The 16712-nt window shown below is 56.3% G+C and carries 14 protein-coding genes; 7 read left to right on the forward strand and 7 right to left on the reverse strand.

All coding sequences use genetic code 11. The features are described 5' to 3' along the window. Window positions 1-7 precede the first annotated feature (7 nt). Window positions 8-181, forward strand: coding sequence for a replication protein C, IncQ-type (gene repC, locus Q668_RS17790; protein ID WP_227498377.1), 174 nt, complete (start codon window positions 8-10; stop codon window positions 179-181). A 188-nt stretch (window positions 182-369) separates the two neighbouring features. Here repC and Q668_RS14760 read toward each other — a convergent pair whose 3' ends face one another. The 6 genes from Q668_RS14760 to rpmH form a co-directional block, all read right to left on the reverse strand. Then, window positions 370-1506, reverse strand: a complete 1137-nt coding sequence (locus Q668_RS14760; protein ID WP_036220251.1) for a site-specific integrase — start codon at window positions 1504-1506, stop codon at window positions 370-372. Between the two features lie 171 nt (window positions 1507-1677). Further along, window positions 1678-3048 carry a tRNA uridine-5-carboxymethylaminomethyl(34) synthesis GTPase MnmE gene (mnmE, locus tag Q668_RS14765; RefSeq protein ID WP_022990401.1) on the reverse strand — a complete coding sequence of 457 codons (1371 nt, stop codon included), beginning with the start codon at window positions 3046-3048 and terminating at the stop codon, window positions 1678-1680. A gap of 72 nt (window positions 3049-3120) precedes the next feature. Next, the gene (gene yidC, locus Q668_RS14770) at window positions 3121-4824 is read right to left on the reverse strand and encodes a membrane protein insertase YidC (RefSeq protein WP_022990402.1); all 1704 of its coding nucleotides are present in this window, start codon (window positions 4822-4824) and stop codon (window positions 3121-3123) included. Window positions 4825-4828: 4 nt separating this feature from the next. Continuing rightward, a complete protein-coding gene (gene yidD, locus Q668_RS16975) occupies window positions 4829-5113 on the reverse strand; it encodes a membrane protein insertion efficiency factor YidD (protein WP_081697620.1) in 285 nt (94 codons plus the stop codon). Next, a complete protein-coding gene (rnpA, locus tag Q668_RS14775) occupies window positions 5113-5535 on the reverse strand; it encodes a ribonuclease P protein component (RefSeq protein ID WP_036220201.1) in 423 nt (140 codons plus the stop codon). Before rnpA ends, yidD begins: the two co-directional genes overlap by 1 nt. Window positions 5536-5550: 15 nt before the next feature. Next, window positions 5551-5685: a 50S ribosomal protein L34 gene (gene rpmH / locus Q668_RS16980; protein WP_008172542.1), complete on the reverse strand. Its 135-nt coding sequence runs from the start codon at window positions 5683-5685 to the stop codon at window positions 5551-5553. A 649-nt stretch (window positions 5686-6334) separates the two neighbouring features. Between rpmH and dnaA the strand changes: the two genes are divergently transcribed. The 5 genes from dnaA to gyrB are packed head-to-tail and all read left to right on the forward strand — an operon-like array spanning window position 6335 to window position 13852. Further along, complete coding sequence (gene dnaA, locus Q668_RS14780) at window positions 6335-7804, forward strand: chromosomal replication initiator protein DnaA (protein WP_036220203.1); 1470 nt, start codon at window positions 6335-6337, stop codon at window positions 7802-7804. 52 nt (window positions 7805-7856) lie between these two features. Beyond that, window positions 7857-8960, forward strand: coding sequence for a DNA polymerase III subunit beta (dnaN, locus tag Q668_RS14785; protein ID WP_022990405.1), 1104 nt, complete (start codon window positions 7857-7859; stop codon window positions 8958-8960). A gap of 18 nt (window positions 8961-8978) precedes the next feature. Further along, window positions 8979-10250, forward strand: a complete 1272-nt coding sequence (locus Q668_RS14790) for an ABC1 kinase family protein (RefSeq protein WP_022990406.1) — start codon at window positions 8979-8981, stop codon at window positions 10248-10250. 31 nt (window positions 10251-10281) lie between these two features. Then, on the forward strand, window positions 10282-11409 hold the full coding sequence (gene recF, locus Q668_RS14795) for a DNA replication/repair protein RecF (RefSeq protein WP_022990407.1): 1128 nt from the start codon (window positions 10282-10284) through the stop codon (window positions 11407-11409). 28 nt (window positions 11410-11437) lie between these two features. Continuing rightward, window positions 11438-13852: a DNA topoisomerase (ATP-hydrolyzing) subunit B gene (gene gyrB, locus Q668_RS14800; protein ID WP_022990408.1), complete on the forward strand. Its 2415-nt coding sequence runs from the start codon at window positions 11438-11440 to the stop codon at window positions 13850-13852. Between the two features lie 92 nt (window positions 13853-13944). On the opposite strand, the gene Q668_RS14805 is transcribed toward gyrB, so the two are convergent. Further along, a complete protein-coding gene (locus Q668_RS14805; RefSeq protein ID WP_022990409.1) occupies window positions 13945-14712 on the reverse strand; it encodes a VC0807 family protein in 768 nt (255 codons plus the stop codon). A gap of 109 nt (window positions 14713-14821) precedes the next feature. Here Q668_RS14805 and Q668_RS14810 point away from each other — a divergent pair, with 109 nt between their 5' ends. Further along, window positions 14822-16615, forward strand: a complete 1794-nt coding sequence (locus Q668_RS14810) for an ABCB family ABC transporter ATP-binding protein/permease (protein WP_022990410.1) — start codon at window positions 14822-14824, stop codon at window positions 16613-16615. Window positions 16616-16712 lie beyond the last annotated feature (97 nt).

Genomic DNA, 16712 nt, shown 5'->3' on the forward strand with positions numbered 1-16712 from the left:
ACCAGATTTGACAATAACTCTTGCCACAGAGGCGAGTGCTTCAACCACTCGTAAGCGATTAAGCAGAACACGGGAAGCCATATCAGAGTTGGGTGGTATTGGTTGGAAGGTAACCGAGTACTCCAAAGGTCGATATGAGATCCTGAGGCCCACCGTTAACAGTCACAAACTCCCCCGTTAACGGTCACAACTCCCCCCCTTAACAGTCACACCAAAAATGCCGGAAGCTCAATAGTATCAAGTGATTCCGGCACATCCACGGATCTGATCTAAAATTATCTATAATTTTCTACTACCTAGTGCCGGGGCTGGATGCCCCGGCACATGTTTTCTTTCCAGGAGAGGTGGGTTCCTACTCCTCCGGGTTTATCAAAGTACTTCAGGGAAGCTGACCATCGCTTCTCGCTGTTTAGTTTCGATGATGTCTGCATATATTTCGGTAGTCCGAAGCTCCGAATGTCCCAGAAGGCGCGATACCGAGTAGATATCCACACCTCTGGAAAGTTGTATCACTGCGAAGCTGTGGCGTGCACTGTGGAAAGTGATCTTTTTCGTGATTCCGGCCGCCATAGCCCATCTCATCAGCTCCAAGTTGTGCCAGCTACTATATTTCAAGCCTTTAAACACGCGCTCAGATGGATCTTTGGGAAGACCCATGAGTTTAATGGCAGTGCGATTCAGGTCCAGGTACTGCAGCCCTTTGGTCTTTTTCTGACGAAAGATGACCCGGTGCCCATCGTAGAACTGCTCCACATCCCCCCAAACCAACTTCTGCACATCGGACCATCGCAAGCCAGTACACGCCGAGAATAAAAATGCCCTCTTCAGCACTTCGTATCTGCAATCGGCTTTGGCCAAAGCCCGCAGCTCGTCCTCCGTGAGGTACACCCTCTGATTGTTCTCTGGTTTGATGTTCTTTACTCGGCGAACCGGATTGTCATGAATAATACCCTGCTGCTCAGCCTGGTTCAGAGCAGCCCGAAGTTTATTGAAGTACGCATGCTGGGTATTAGAGCTGAGAGGGGCGGTACTTTTAGTGCGTGCAATGTGGGTAAGGTAATGTTTGAAGCCCTCAAGGAAAGCCTGGTCTACTTCCTCAAACGTCAGCTCCGGAAGCCTGTGGAAAACTTTCAGATGCTTGAGTGTCGAAACCCAGATTGAATGGTTACTCTTACTACCCGCGGCTTTTTCATCTGTGATGGACTGGAAATAATCGAAGAAGCTCGCCTTTAGTTGATTGGTGCCTCCGAGCCCGTGCTTGCCGGTTTCATATTCATAAAGGCGCTTTGCGCGGATTGCTTCAGCTGCGCGCTCGGCTTCCTTGTTGTGATGACGCTGCGCAGGCGTTCTGGGTTTGTCATACAGGAACAAATCCAAGGGTTCCCGAGATCGCTTATGCCGACGCTTGCCAGTCTCCGGATCTGTGTAGGAACCGCCATAGTAAATCAGGCGGATTGCCCGCTTTCCTTCTGTATCTGGTTTCCGAATCTCGATGCTGATTTTCACCTTTTCCTCCATTTGTACCCCAAGAGTCCCCCAAGACCATACTTCGGGGTACTCTCGGGGTAAATCATCGAGAAAAATGGAAAGACAAAAACAGCGAGAAAGAATAAAACCCTTTATAAACAGTTACTTGATTTGCTTTTGGTTGCTGTGGATAACCCTTTTTTTACCACTTCACTTCCCGATGCAAAACGACGAGAAGATTTTGCCCAACAACTCATCCGGTGTCAGATGCCCGGTAATTTCCCCCAGCGCATCCTGCGCCGCCCGCAGGTCTTCGGCCAGCAGTTCGCCAGCACCGTAACCTTCCAGCTGGGCCTGGCCCTGCAGCAGGGAGTCCCGGGCCCGTTCCAGGGCATCCAGGTGCCGGCGCCGGGCCAGGAAGCCGCCTTCGGTGGTGCTGGCAAAGCCGATGCTCTCCTTCAGGTGATCACGCAGGACCTCCAGGCCTTCCGCGGCCTTGGCCGCCAGCCGGATAACCGGAGCCGCCTGGTGCGGCTCGGCGCTGATGCCGACCGGTTCACCGGTCAGGTCCACCTTGTTGCGAATCACGGTGACTGGTGCGCCCTTGGGCAGTTGGTCAATAAAGTCCGGCCAGATTTCATGGGGTTCGGTTTTGTCGGTGGTGGTGGCATCCACCATCAACAGGATGCGGTCTGCCTGGCGGATTTCTTCCCAGGCCCGGGCAATGCCGATGCGCTCCACTTCGTCCGGGCTGTCGCGCAGGCCGGCGGTGTCGATGATGTGCAGCGGCATGCCATCAATGTGGATATGTTCGCGCAACACATCCCGGGTAGTGCCTTCGATGGCGGTCACAATCGCCGCTTCCCTGCCCGCCAGGGCATTGAGCAGGCTGGATTTTCCGGCATTGGGCCGGCCGGCGATGACCACTTTCATGCCGTCCCGCAAAATAGTGCCTTGCTGGGCTTCTCCCAGAATCTGCTGCACCTGCTCCAGCAGGCTCTGCAGGTCAGAAGCCACCTTGCCATCGGCCAGGAAATCGATCTCTTCTTCCGGAAAATCGATGGCTGCTTCCACGTAGATGCGCAGGTGGGTGATGGCCTCCACCAGGTTATCCACACGTTTGGAGAACACCCCTTGCATGGAACGCACCGCGCAGCGGGCCGCCTGTTCCGAACTGCTTTCGATCAGGTCGGCAATGGCTTCGGCCTGGGCCAGGTCCAGTTTGTCGTTCAGGAAGGCCCTTTCGGAAAACTCACCAGGCCGGGCCAGCCGGGCGCCCAGGCTGCAGACTTCCCGTAACAGGATATCCAGGATCACCGTGCCACCGTGGCCCTGAAGCTCGAATACGTCTTCGCCGGTAAAGGAGTGCGGATTGGGAAAATACAGGCCGATGCCTTCATCGATCAGCTCGCCCTGCCGGTCCCGGAACGGGCCGTAGTGTGCATACCGGGGCTTTGGTTCATAGCCCAGCATTGTGCGGGCAATGGCCATGGCTTTCGGACCGGACACCCGGACAATCCCTACACCGGCCTGGCCCGGGGCGGTGGCAATGGCGGCAATGGTATCTGTGGCTGGCTGCATCTTGGTTTTCCTGGAATAGAAAAAACAAAGGCTCCCCAAGGGAGCCTTTGTCAGGTCAGGAGCACTGTTGAATCAGTACTTCTTGCCTGCAGTTTCCGCTTCGATCTTGCGGGTAATGTACCACTGCTGGGAGATCGAAAGAATGTTGTTGACCAGCCAGTACAGAACCAGACCGGCCGGGAACCACAGGAAGAATACGGTGAAGATCAGCGGCATCAGCTTCATGATCTTGGCCTGCATAGGATCGGGCGGCGTAGGGTTCAGGCTCATCTGGATGAACATGCTGGCACCCATCAGGATCGGCAGGATGAAGTACGGGTCCATCTGGGACAGATCCTGAATCCAGAGCATGAACGGCGCATGACGAAGCTGGACGCTTTCAAACAGTACCCAGTAAAGGGCAATAAACACCGGCATCTGCACCAGGATCGGCAGACAGCCACCCAGCGGATTGATCTTTTCGCGCTTGTACAGCGCCATCATTTCCTGGGACATGCGCTGGCGATCGTCGCCATAAAGCTCTTTCAGCCGGGTCAGCTGCGGAGCGACCGCGCGCATTTTCGCCATGGAGCGATAGCTGGTGGCGGAGAGGTGGAAGAACACCGCTTTTACCAACACCGTCAGCAGGATGATGGCAACACCCCAGTTACCGACCAGGCCATAGAACCATTCAAGAATGTAGAACAGCGGCAGGGAAATGAAGAACAGCCAGCCGAAATCAACGGTGCGATCCAGGTTGGGAGCCAGAGCTTCCAGCCGATCAATAATCTTGGGGCCTACATAAGCGGTGGCGCCCACTTCCACGGTCTCACCCGGTGCTACCGTCGTCGCAGGATAAACAAAGCCCATGACATGGAGATCGCCCCGTCGGGTGGTCTGGAACTGGGCTTTCTGGTCCCGCTCGGGTACCCATGCGGTCAGGAAGTAATGCTGCAGGAAGGCCAGCCAGCCATTGGTGACCGACTGATTGATGCGCTTCTCTGACAGATCCTCGAAATCGTACTTCTCGTACGGATCTTCCGGGGTACTGATCACCATGCCCAGATAAGCCCGGATGCCCATGCTGGCCTGGGAAGTGGGGTCCGGAGCCTCGTCACGAACGATCTTGCCGGTGAAGTTGCCCTGCCACTCGGATTCGGAGTTGTTACTGATCAGGTAACGAACACCAATTTCGTAGCTGTCCCGGGCAAGCAGGTAACGCTTGGTGATGGCTACGCCCTGGTCGGTGGTAAAGGTCAGGTCGATGTTGAGCTCTTCCTGCCCTTCGGATAACTCGAATTCGCTGCTTTCTGCACTGAACACCGGCGGCTGCGAAGCGTTACTTCCATCCGGACCATCACGGCCGATCAGTCCGCTTTCCAGCAGGTAGGTACGGGTCTGGGTATTGGTCAGCAATTTCAGCGGTTGTTCGCTGTTGAGGGATTCGTCGTACTGGAGCAGTGAGCTTTCCACCACATTACCGCCAATACGGTCAATCTTCAGCTGGAAAACGTCCGTGGTTACAGTGATGTAGCGATTGCTGACCGACCCTTCGGCAGCTGTAGGCGTTGATGCCAGGCCGGTATTTTCCGGGGTGGCAAACTCTTCATTGCCTGATGCGGTGGATCCGGCCTCCGGCAACACCATATCGTCTGCCATCAAGTTGCCGTTAACGGAGGACTCAGCCTGTACCACAGGGCTGGTTTGCGGCTGGTTATAATCTTCGTTCCAGGCTAGCACCATCAGGTAACTGACAATCGCAAGACCGGCAAACAATACGATGCGTTGAATATCCATAAACTTAGCGTCTGGTCTGAATAGTGGTGTGTGTGGGTTCAGTCATGTTGCCGGTTGGTTCCGGAGCAACGTGTCCGGTTCCCGGTACAGGATCATAACCGCCTTCGGCCCAGGGATGACATCTGAGTAGACGCGCACCTGCCAGGTAACTGCCTTTGACAGCGCCATGATGCTGAATGGCTTCGAGAGCGTATTGTGAACAGGTAGGGTAGTGCCGGCAATGGCTAGCCATCATTGGAGAAATGGCATATTGGTAGAACCGGATGGGCAAAAGCAGTAACTGGCGCATCAATCGGTACCTCGGGACGTCGTGGTTGAGCCCTCAGACGTTGATTTTTGGTACGTTTTTTCGAGTTGCTTGTTGAACTGCTTTTTCACTCTGTGCCAGATATCGTCCAAAGCGGAATGCACGGCTGCGTTTTCCAGCTGGGCGAGGCCCTGTCTGCCAAGAACAATGATGTCAAGGGCAGGTAAATCCTGCTGTTTTCTGAAGGTTTCCCGTACCTGACGTTTGATCCGGTTTCTCTGGACCGCCAGTTTCAGGTTTTTTTTCGAGAAAATCAGTCCGACCCTGGCGTGACCCAGATTATTGGGGGCAGCCAGGATCAGAAAATTCCTGTGCGGAACTTTCAGCTGTACGCCATCGAAGACCTTGCTGTAGTCCGAAGGTTTCAACAGTCGATGAGACTTCGGAAACGTCAAAGCCTTCATGAGGCAAGCGTAAAGTTACGCAGACAGACGTGCGCGGCCTTTGGCACGACGACGGGAAATTACCTTACGGCCGTTCGCAGTCGCCATACGGGCACGGAAACCGTGAACACGCTTGCGCTTCAGGACGCTTGGCTGGAATGTTCTTTTCATGGTGATGATCTCACAACTCGTCAATGGACATTGGTAACTGGCTGGAAAATAGACAGCCAAAACAGGAGCGGCATTCTAGTCAAATCCTGCGGCAAGTTCAATGTTTGAGCGATATCTGAAGCGAGTTTTCCGTATGGGTAAAACCCGCAAGGCTCGATAACAGAATCTATAAGTCTTTTTTAAATTCTTTCAAAGATTATTTATTACTGTTATTAGGCACCATGATTTCTGTGGAAAAGCATGAAAATCCCTATAGAAACAGAATCCTAGAATAATGATAAGGCTTGTGACAGGTTGCTCTGAGCCCTGTGGAGAATGCCCGGTCGAATTGTGAACAAGTCGGGTCTGGAATCCGGGAGCGAGTTATCCATGGAGCGGTCAAGGTGTTGCACACAGGGTTGAGGTAACGGTTTACACAGAGCCCTGTGAATAACTTTTTTTCAGAGCTTTTCTGTACACAAGGCTGTAGATAGGTTTGTAAGAATTTGAAACTGAACATGAAAAGTTTCCACAGGCTGTTCATGACCTGAACAGCCGGCCTTTTACTGAACCCCCGCTCGCGGTAGAATCCGGGGTCACCTTGAGCAACGGGAAAGACCTTTCCGGTGTAAGAACAGTCAGGTAGTTAGGTAGTCGGGAGCAGGCGGTCGTGCCGAACAGTATGTGGCATCAATGTCTTGAAGTACTCCGGGATGAATTTCCCGCACAGCAGTTTAATACCTGGTTGAGGCCCCTTCAGTCGGACCAGCGGGAGGGGCAGCTGGTGCTGTTCGCCCCCAACCGGTTTGTGATGGACTGGGTGAATGAAAAATACCTTCGGCGTATAGAAGAAGTATTAAAGGAACTGGGCGGTGGCCAGGCCCCCCGGGTGCAGATGAAAGTGGGGTCTGCACCCAAGGCCAGTGAGCCGGTGGTGCGTTCAGTGGCCGAGCCGGTTCCGGAACGCTTGGCGGATGAAACCGGCCAGACGGTGACCGAAGAAGAGAAAAGCGTGGCGGCTACGGTGGCCAGTCCGGCCCAGGCCCCCGGCAGTACCTCGGCGGGCAGGGCCGGTAGCAGTGAACGGCGCCCGGTGCAGGTTGAAGGTGATATCAAGCACCAGAGTTTCCTGAACGAAACCTTTACCTTCGATACCTTTGTAGAAGGTAAGTCCAACCAGCTGGCCCGCGCGGCATCCATGCAGGTGGCGGAAAACCCCGGTGGTGCTTACAACCCGTTGTTCCTTTACGGGGGCGTTGGCCTGGGTAAGACCCACCTGATGCACGCCATCGGTAACGAGATTGTCCGTCGCAACCCGAAGGCCAAAGTAGCGTATCTGCGTTCGGAACGGTTTGTAGCCGATATGGTCAAGGCGCTGCAGTTGAACGCCATCAACGAATTCAAACGCTATTACCGCTCGGTCGATGCCTTGCTGATCGACGATATCCAGTTCTTCGCCCGCAAGGAGCGTTCCCAGGAAGAGTTTTTCCACACCTTTAATGCGCTGCTTGAGGGTGGCCAGCAGGTGATCGTGACCTGCGACCGTTTCCCGAAAGAAATCGTGGATATGGAAGAGCGGCTGAAATCCCGGTTCGGCTGGGGTCTGACGGTGATGGTCGAGCCGCCGGAGCTGGAAACCCGGGTTGCCATCCTGATGAAGAAGGCCGAGCAGGCCAATGTGAAGCTGAGCAGTGAAGCCGCGTTTTTTATTGCCCAGAAAATCCGCTCCAACGTACGAGAGCTGGAAGGCGCACTGCGTTTGGTGATAGCGAATGCTCACTTCACTGGTTCGGAGATTACCCCGCCGTTTATCCGGGAAAGCCTGAAAGACCTGCTGGCGCTGCATGAAAAGCAGGTCAGTATTGATAATATCCAGCGCACCGTGGCGGAGTATTACAAGATCAAGGTATCGGACCTGTTGTCCAAGCGCCGGACCCGTACCGTAACCCGGCCCCGCCAGGTGGCGATGTCCCTGGCCAAGGAACTGACCAACCACAGTTTGCCGGAAATTGGCGATGCCTTTGGCGGACGGGACCATACCACGGTGCTGCACGCCTGCAAGAAGATAGTCGAGTTGCAGGAAACTGATCCGGGCATCCGGGAAGACTACCAGAACTTTATGAGACTGCTGACCACCTGACCGGGGTGGCAAAACCAATAACATTCACTTCCGATAACTGAAGCCGAGTGCCATGAAACTGACAATCAGCCGTGAATCCCTGCTCACCCCGCTGCAAAGCATTGCGGGCGTTGTGGAAAAGAAACAGACCATGCCGGTGCTGTCCAACGTGTTGTTGGAAGCGGAAGACAATACTCTGACGCTGACCGGTACCAATATGGAAGTGGAGCTGGTAGGCCGTGTTACCCCGGTGCACGTCGACCAGCCCGGCAGGATCACGGTGCCGGCCCGCAAGCTGTCGGACATTTGCCGCGCCCTGGGCGATGAAGCCCCGATTGACCTGGCACTGGAAGGCGACCGCCTTCACGTACGCGCGGGCAATTCCCACTTCACCCTGTCGACGCTGCCGGCAGAGCATTTCCCGAATGTCGAAGACGAGCCGGAAAGTTTCCGCCTGGAACTGCCCCAGAAAGAACTCGGCCGCATGCTGGACGCCACCGCCTTTGCCATGGCGCAGCAGGATGTGCGCTATTACCTGAACGGCCTGTTGCTGGAAGTGGACAGCGGCCACGTGCGCGTTGTAGCCACCGATGGCCACCGCCTGGCCATGGCGCACAGAGACCTGCAGACCGGTTGCCCGGACCTGCGCCAGGTGATTGTGCCCAGGAAAGGCGTACTGGAACTGGCGCGTCTGCTGGCAGACGAAGAAACTCCGGTCACCCTGGTGATCGGGGACAACCACCTGCGGGCCACGGTGGGCGCCTACACCTTTACCTCCAAGCTGATTGAAGGCAAGTTCCCGGACTACAACCGGGTGATTCCGCGCGGTGGTGACAAGGTTGTGCTGGCCGATCGCGCCACCCTGAAAAATACCCTGCAGCGGGCCGGTATCCTGTCTCACGAAAACATTCGCGGCGTGCGCCTGAACCTGTCCCCCGGGCAGTTGCAGGTATTTGCCAACAACCCGGACCAGGAACAGGCCGAAGATGCATTGCCGGTAGACTACCAGGGCGAATCCCTGCAGATCGGTTTCAATGTAGGCTATCTGGTGGATGTGATGAACGTCCTGGACAATGCCCAGGTGAAGATCACTCTGTCTAATCCAAACAGCAGTGCGCTGATTGAAGCCGAAAATGACAACAGCAGTCTGTATGTTGTCATGCCCATGCGGCTGTAATTATTTCCGGAGGAGTTTATGGGTGCCGTAACGAATGGAATCAAAGGTGCTTTCCGAATTGGCCAGACCTTGTCGGTGCTGGGCCGTACCGGGCTGAACTGGGTGCGGGGCGATCGCCCCCCTACCCCGCAGCTGCTGCGCCAGACCTTCGAAAACCTGGGTGCCACCTACATCAAGCTGGGGCAGTTTATCGCCAGCTCGCCGACCTTTTTCCCTAAGGAGTATGTGGAGGAGTTCCAGTATTGCCTGGATAAAACCCCGAGCCTACCCTTCAGCGTTATCCGCAAGATTATCCGGGATGAACTGGGCCGGCCGATTGACCAGGTGTTTGCCGAGATCGATCCGGTTGCCCTCGCCTCCGCATCCATTGCCCAGGTACATGCGGCAAAGCTGGTGACCGGTGAAGATGTGGTGATCAAGGTTCAGAAACCGGGTGTGGAAAACATCCTGCTGACCGACTTGAACTTTCTGTACCTGTCTGCGCGGATTCTGGAAACCCTGGCGCCGAAACTGTCCTGGACGTCGCTGTCCGGCATTGTCGATGAAATCCAGCAAACCATGATGGAAGAGTGTGACTTCATCAAGGAAGCCAATAACCTGAAGGTGTTCCGGCAGTTTCTGCATGATACCCACAACGAAGACGCCACGGTTCCCCGGGTGTACGAGCACTGTAGCAGTCGCCGGATTCTGACCATGGAACGTTTCTACGGTGTGCCGCTGACCGACCTGGAAAGCATTCGCGGATTTTCCAGCGATCCGGAGCGTACCCTGATTACGGCGATGAATACCTGGTTTGCCAGTCTGACTAAGTGCGAATTTTTCCACGCCGATGTACACGCCGGTAACCTGATGGTGCTGAAAGACGGCCGGGTCGGGTTTATCGATTTTGGTATTGTTGGCCGGATAAAGCCGGACACCTGGCAGGCGGTCAGTGACTTCATTTCCGCCATCATGGTGGGTAACTTTGACGGTATGGCCGATGCCATGATCCGTATCGGCGTCACCCGCCGGTCCGTGCGGGTGGAAGACCTGTCTGCGGATTTGCAGAAACTGTACCGGCAGATGGATCGCATGGTTCCTGACGATGTCCCCTACCAGGTCGACCAGGCCGAGGATGATGTGAACAACATCCTGATGGATATGGTGAAGGTGGGCGAAAGCCACGGGCTGCATTTCCCAAGGGAGTTCGCGCTGTTACTGAAACAGTTCCTGTATTTCGACCGCTATGTGCATATCCTGGCGCCGGAAATGGATGTGTTTATGGATGAACGCCTGACCATGCTGCATTAACAAGGCTCAGGTTTATCGAGATGTTCTCCCTATGGCGCTAGTGAAACTTCAGACTCAGAATTTTCGTAACCTGGCGCCAGATTCTATCAGTTTCTCTCCCTCCTTTAATTTGCTCTACGGTGCCAATGGCAGTGGTAAGTCCAGCGTACTGGAAGCCATCGGCTACCTCGGGCTGGGCCGCTCGTTCCGGGTTACCCGGCACCAGGCTGTCGTTGCCCATGGCCAGAGCAAGCTCACCGTGTTTGGTGGCCTGGACAAAGGTCTGGACACCCCGGACAGCGACGGCGGCGAAGCAGTTATCCACAGGCTGGGGATTGCCCGGGATATTTCCGCCAAGGAAACCACGCTGCGTGTGGATGGAGAGGCGGTTCGCAGTTTGTCGGCGCTGGCCATGCATCTGCCGGTATCCGTGATTGACCCTGGCGTTTTCGACATAGTTGCCGGGGGGCCGAGCAAGCGTCGCCAGTTTCTGGATTGGTTAGTGTTCCACGTGGAACCTTCCTTTTCTTTAACCTGGCAACAATGCCAGAGAGTGACATCGCAGCGGAATCAAACGCTCAGAAATGGTAGACTGGACGAATCATTGATGCGGGTATGGGATAACCAGTTTGGTACCCTTGCAGAAACCCTCAGCGACATCAGGGAACAGGTTTTCAGGAAGTTCAAGGCAGCCTTCAATGGTGTGCTGAAAGAACTGGACGCCGGATGGACCGATGGTCTCAGGCTGGAGTTCTATCCGGGCTGGGATCGTAGCCAGTCACTGGTGCAGGTTCTGGCCAGTCACCGGGAGCAGGAACGCCGGATGGGGCACACTTTGTATGGCCCTAACCGGGCAGACATCCGTCTGAAGTTGGGCGGACGACCGGTGGCCGAAACCTTCTCGCGGGGGCAGCAGAAGACCCTCGTGATCCTGATGAAGATTGCCCAGGGTAAGGTACTGAGCGATCTTGGCAAACAGGTAACCTTCCTGCTGGACGACATCAATGCGGAGCTGGATGTGCGCCACCGGATTATGCTGGCCCGAAAGCTCCAGGAATTGCGTTGTCAGGTGTTTATTACCTCCATCGAACACCCGGAACCCGACGTGTTATGGGCGGGTGTGGACGCACCTGAATACAGAATGTTCCACGTGGAACATGGAAAATTGACGGAAGAATAGACCGGGAATCACCTCAGGAGTCTCGTTAATGAGTGAATCGAACTACAATTCCTCCAGCATCAAAGTCCTGAAAGGGCTGGATGCGGTGCGCAAGCGCCCGGGTATGTACATCGGCGATACCGACGATGGCACCGGCCTGCACCACATGGTCTTTGAATTGGTGGATAACTCCATCGACGAGGCTCTGGCGGGTTACTGCTCTGAAATCGGCGTGATCATCCACCCCGATGAGTCCATCACGGTCAAGGATAACGGCCGTGGTATCCCTGTGGATATCCATGAAGAAGAAGGGGTATCCGCCGCCGAAGTGATCATGACCGTACTGCACGCCGGCGGTAAGTTCGACGACAACTCCTACAAGGTTTCCGGTGGTCTGCACGGTGTGGGTGTATCGGTGGTTAACGCCCTGTCCTCTACCCTCACCCTGACCATCCGCCGTGATGGCAAGGTCTACGAGCAAAGCTACACCCACGGTGTGCCCAATGCTCCGTTGACAGAGGTCGGTGATACCCAGGATTCCGGTACCAAGGTTCATTTTATTCCCTCTCCGGAAACCTTCACCCAGATCAAGTTCCACTACGACATCCTGGCCAAGCGCCTACGGGAACTGGCGTTCCTGAACAGTGGTGTCCGTATCCGCCTGACCGACGAGCGCAGTGGCAAGGAAGAGGTGTTTGAATACGAGGGCGGTCTGCGGGCCTTTGTTGAGCACCTGAATACCAACAAAACCCCGCTGAACCAGGTGTTCCACTTCACCCATGAACGTGAAGACGGGATTGCCGTGGAAGTGGCGATGCAGTGGAACGACGCCTTCCAGGAGAACATCTACTGCTTCACCAACAACATCCCCCAGCGTGATGGTGGTACCCACCTGGCCGGCTTCCGGGCGGCGCTGACCCGCTCCCTGAACAACTACATCGAGCAGGAAGGCCTGGGCAAGAAAGCCAAGGTTGCCACCTCCGGTGATGACGCCCGGGAAGGCCTGACAGCCATTGTCAGCGTGAAGGTACCGGACCCGAAATTCTCGTCCCAGACCAAGGACAAGCTGGTTTCCTCCGAGGTGAAAACCGCGGTGGAGCAGGAGCTGTACCAGAAGTTTGCCGACTACCTGCAGGAAAAGCCGAACGAAGCTAAGGTCATCGTCAACAAGATGATCGAAGCGGCCCGTGCCCGCGAAGCCGCCCGTAAAGCCCGGGATATGACCCGCCGCAAGGGTGCGCTGGATATCGCCGGCCTGCCCGGCAAGCTGGCGGACTGCCAGGAAAAAGACCCGGCCCTGTCTGAACTGTTCATAGTGGAGGGTGATTCTGCAGGTGGTAGTGCCAAGCAGGGTCGTGACCGGAAAACCCAGGCCATCCTTCCCCTGAAAGGTAAGATCCTGAACGTTGAAAAAGCCCGGTTCGACAAGATGCTGTCGTCGGCGGAAGTGGGCACCCTGATTACCGCCCTGGGTTGTGGTATCGGCCGGGAAGAGTTCAACCCGGACAAGCTGCGTTACCACTCCATCATTATCATGACCGACGCCGACGTAGACGGCTCCCACATTCGTACCCTGCTGCTCACCTTCCTGTTCCGGCAGATGCGTGAAATCATCGAGCGGGGCCATGTATTCATTGCCATGCCGCCCCTGTACAAGGTCAAGCGTGGCAAGCAGGAACAGTACCTGAAGGACGAGAAGGCGAAGGAAGCCTACCTGACCCAGACCGCCCTGGAAGGCGCCCAGCTGTATGTGAACCCTGAGGCTCCGGCCATCAAGGATTCCGCCCTGGAGACCATGGTGAAGGATTATCAGGCGGTGATGGCAATGATTGAACGCCTGTCCCGTGCCTACCCGGCCATGGTGCTGCAGCAGATGATCTACAACAGCACCCTGACACCGGAGCAGCTGAAGGACGAAGAAACGGTCGCACGCTGGGTGGAGCGCCTGGGAGAAGGCCTGGAGCTGGATACCAAGACCGGCACCAAGTACACCTTCTCGGTAACCCGGGACGAAGAACGCGGCCTGTACCTGCCCAAGGTAACCATCTACGTGCACGGTATTCCCTACGAGCACGTGTTCAGCCACGATTTCTTCGAATCTGCCTCCTACAAGGCCATTGCCCGCCTTGGCGAAACCCTGGAAGGCCTGATCGAAGATGGTGCGTACATCCAGCGAGGTGAGCGTAAGCAGCCTGTATTGTCGTTTGAGGGCGCCCTGGCGTGGCTGATGAAGGAAGCCTCGCGCGGCCTGAACATCCAGCGCTATAAGGGTCTGGGTGAGATGAACCCGGAACAGCTGTGGGAAACCACAATGGACCCGGAAACCCGCCGGATGATGAAGGTCACCATCGAGGACGCCATCGCGGCCGACCAGATCTTCACCACCCTGATGGGCGACGACGTGGAACCCCGCCGCGAGTTTATCCAGACCAATGCACTGGAAGTGACCAACCTGGACGTCTGATTCCCAGGCGCCATCCAGGCCAAAAAAAACGGTGGCATCCGCAAGGAGCCACCGTTTTTGTTATCAGTACCGGGTGCATATTCCAGACCGTACTATTTGGAAGACTGTGCCCGCTTCCGTTCCTTCTCCTTTTCTTTCTCCACCAGGTGCGGTGCCATCACCTCTTCCAGGGTGTGGCCGGTGAGCCTGCGGATGGTGCGCCACAGGTACCAGAAAATCAGCATCATCATCACCATGGAGGGAATGGCGATCATCGGGTAGCTGACCAGCGTCATCCGCCCAAGTTCTTCATTGAACGCCTGGGTGCCGGACGGGCTGACCACAATCCACTTCGCCAGCACGTAGTTCATGATGGACGAGAACAGGAAGGTTCCGGCAAAGAAATAACTGGCCTTCATCAGCCGCCCTTCGAATTCCTCGACACTGCCCCGCTCTTCCAGCGAAGCATGGATCTTATCCACATCCAGAACATTCGGGTTGTAAAGCAGGGTGCGCACCAGCGGGTACTTCGTGCGGGTGGAAACCAGCACTGCCAGGCCAATCACCGCCGGCACCGCGGCTTCCTTGATGGCCAGCCAGCCGGCATCCAGCTCCAGTAGCCCGATGCCCCCGGTCAGGCCGACGCTGACCAGGCCCAGCAGGGCAATGAAGTTCTTCTTGTGATACCGGACCAGCTCGAACAAGCCCCAGCCCAGGGGAAAGGCCAGGCCGATGAGCAGTGCATTGACACTGCCAAGGTGTTCGTCGCCACTGAACTTCATCAGGATGACGGAGGGAAGGATGATACTGACCAGCAGGTCAATCCAGGGCCGGGGTTGATGATCCGGCGTGGTCTTGGCTTTGGAGGGTTCCGAAGTCATGCAAATACCTGAGTCTGGAAATTGGGTGCGCGTCAGGCACCTTGTGAATGCCCACAGTATACGATGAATCTGGCACAATCTGCTCCTTGCCAACCGAACAGGAAATCCCGTGCGCGCCTACGCTGATAACGACTACCCTGCCGACCATAAACCTGACTGGAAAGTGATTGCCGGCCTCTGGCCCTACCTGGCCGAGTACCGTGGCCGGGTGGTGCTGGCGCTGTCCCTGCTGGTGCTGGCCAAGCTGGCCACCGTGGCCACCCCGATCGCGCTGAAGTACATCGTCGATTACCTGGACCAGAACCGCGGTGCCGATATGCTGCTGTGGATTCCGGTTGTGCTGGTGGTGGCCTACGGGAGCCTGCGTTTTGGTGCCACCCTGTTCAGCGAACTGAGGGATGCCGTGTTTGCGAGGGTGGCGGAGCGGGCTATGCGGCGGGTTTCGTTGCGCGTTTTCGAGCACCTGCACCAGCGTGAGCTGGGTTTTCACCTGGACCGCAAAACCGGCGGCCTGGCCCGGGATATCGAACGGGGCACCAACGGCATCAGCTTTCTGCTGCGCTTCACCCTGTTCAACATCGTGCCTACCATCCTGGAAATCCTGCTGGTGGCGGGCATCCTGCTGGTGGTGTTCAACGTCGGGTATGTCGTCGCCATTCTGGTGGCGGTGGTTGTGTATGTGGTGTTCTCTATCAGGGTCACCGAGTGGCGGACCCGGTTCGTGCGGGAAGCCAATGCCCGGGACAACCAGTCCAACTCCCGGGCCATCGACAGCCTGCTCAACTACGAAACCGTCAAATACTTCAACAACGAACGCTACGAAGCCGAGCTCTACGACCAGGACCTGGATGAGTGGGAAAAGGCCCGGCTGAAGAACCGCCTGTCCCTGGCCACCCTGAACGCCGGCCAGGCATTGATCATCGGAGTGGCGCTGATCGTAATCATGGCCATGGCGGTGGGCGAAGTGGCCAGCGGCGAAATCACTCTGGGCGATTTCACCATGATCAACGCCTACCTGATCCAGCTGTTCATTCCCCTGAACGCATTGGGCTTCGTTTACCGGGAAATCCGCCAGGCCCTGGTGAACGTGGAGCGGCTGTTCAAACTGCTGGGCGATCAACCCGCCATCCAGGACGCACCGGATGCCCAGCCCCTGGCTGTGGATAAGGGCGAGGTACGCTTTGAACATATCCACTTCGCTTACCGGCCCGACCGCCCCATCTTGCAGGATGTGAACTTCACCATCCCCGCCGGCCACACGGTGGCTGTGGTTGGCGCCAGCGGTGCCGGCAAATCTACCCTCGCCCGGCTGCTGTTCCGGTTCTATGAGGTGGATAACGGTTCCATACGGATTGATGGTCAGGACATCCGTGAGGTCACCCAGGACTCCTTACGCTCCGCTATCGGTGTGGTTCCCCAAGACACCGTATTGTTCAATGACACGCTTTACCGAAACTTGGCCTACGGCCGCCCCGAAGCGACCGAGGAAGAAGTACAACGGGCCGCGCGCATGGCCCACCTGGAAAACTTTATCCACAGCCTGCCGGAAGGTTACGTCACCAAGGTGGGCGAACGGGGGCTGAAGTTGTCCGGTGGCGAAAAACAGCGAGTGGCGATTGCCCGGGTGATCCTGAAGAACCCGCCAATACTGATCCTCGACGAGGCAACCTCCTCCCTGGACTCCTTGTCCGAACAGGCTATCCTCGGCGCCCTGAAAGAGGTCAGCCGCCAGCGTACCACCCTGGTGATTGCCCACAGGTTATCCACAGTTCGCGATGCCAACACCATTCTGGTGATGGACGGCGGCCGGACTGTGGAAAGTGGCAGCCATAACGAACTGCTGGCGGCCGGTGGACACTACGCGCGCTTGTGGGCGCAGCAACATCGGGGTGAGGAAAGCTGACGATGAGGATGGGGCGGGTGAATGTGTTTAACCGCGGATGGCTGGAACAAAAGATACACCGATCATTCCTGATACCGCATGTTTGATTTGTGCAGAT

The sequence above is a fragment of the Marinobacter sp. ES-1 genome (genome assembly GCF_000475255.1).
Classification (GTDB): Bacteria; Pseudomonadota; Gammaproteobacteria; order Pseudomonadales; family Oleiphilaceae; genus Marinobacter; species Marinobacter vinifirmus.

Excerpts from the sequence above, each read along its gene's own strand:
- rpmH (WP_008172542.1), bottom strand. The coding sequence starts at position 5,685 with ATGAAAAGAACATTCCAGCCAAGCGTCCTGAAGCGCAAGCGTGTTCAC.
- dnaN (WP_022990405.1), top strand. The coding sequence starts at position 7,857 with ATGAAACTGACAATCAGCCGTGAATCCCTGCTCACCCCGCTGCAAAGC.
- rnpA (WP_036220201.1), bottom strand. The coding sequence starts at position 5,535 with ATGAAGGCTTTGACGTTTCCGAAGTCTCATCGACTGTTGAAACCTTCG.
- gyrB (WP_022990408.1), top strand. The coding sequence starts at position 11,438 with ATGAGTGAATCGAACTACAATTCCTCCAGCATCAAAGTCCTGAAAGGG.
- yidD (WP_081697620.1), bottom strand. The coding sequence starts at position 5,113 with ATGCGCCAGTTACTGCTTTTGCCCATCCGGTTCTACCAATATGCCATT.
- Q668_RS14790 (WP_022990406.1), top strand. The coding sequence starts at position 8,979 with ATGGGTGCCGTAACGAATGGAATCAAAGGTGCTTTCCGAATTGGCCAG.
- yidC (WP_022990402.1), bottom strand. The coding sequence starts at position 4,824 with ATGGATATTCAACGCATCGTATTGTTTGCCGGTCTTGCGATTGTCAGT.
- Q668_RS14805 (WP_022990409.1), bottom strand. The coding sequence starts at position 14,712 with ATGACTTCGGAACCCTCCAAAGCCAAGACCACGCCGGATCATCAACCC.
- mnmE (WP_022990401.1), bottom strand. The coding sequence starts at position 3,048 with ATGCAGCCAGCCACAGATACCATTGCCGCCATTGCCACCGCCCCGGGC.
- recF (WP_022990407.1), top strand. The coding sequence starts at position 10,282 with ATGGCGCTAGTGAAACTTCAGACTCAGAATTTTCGTAACCTGGCGCCA.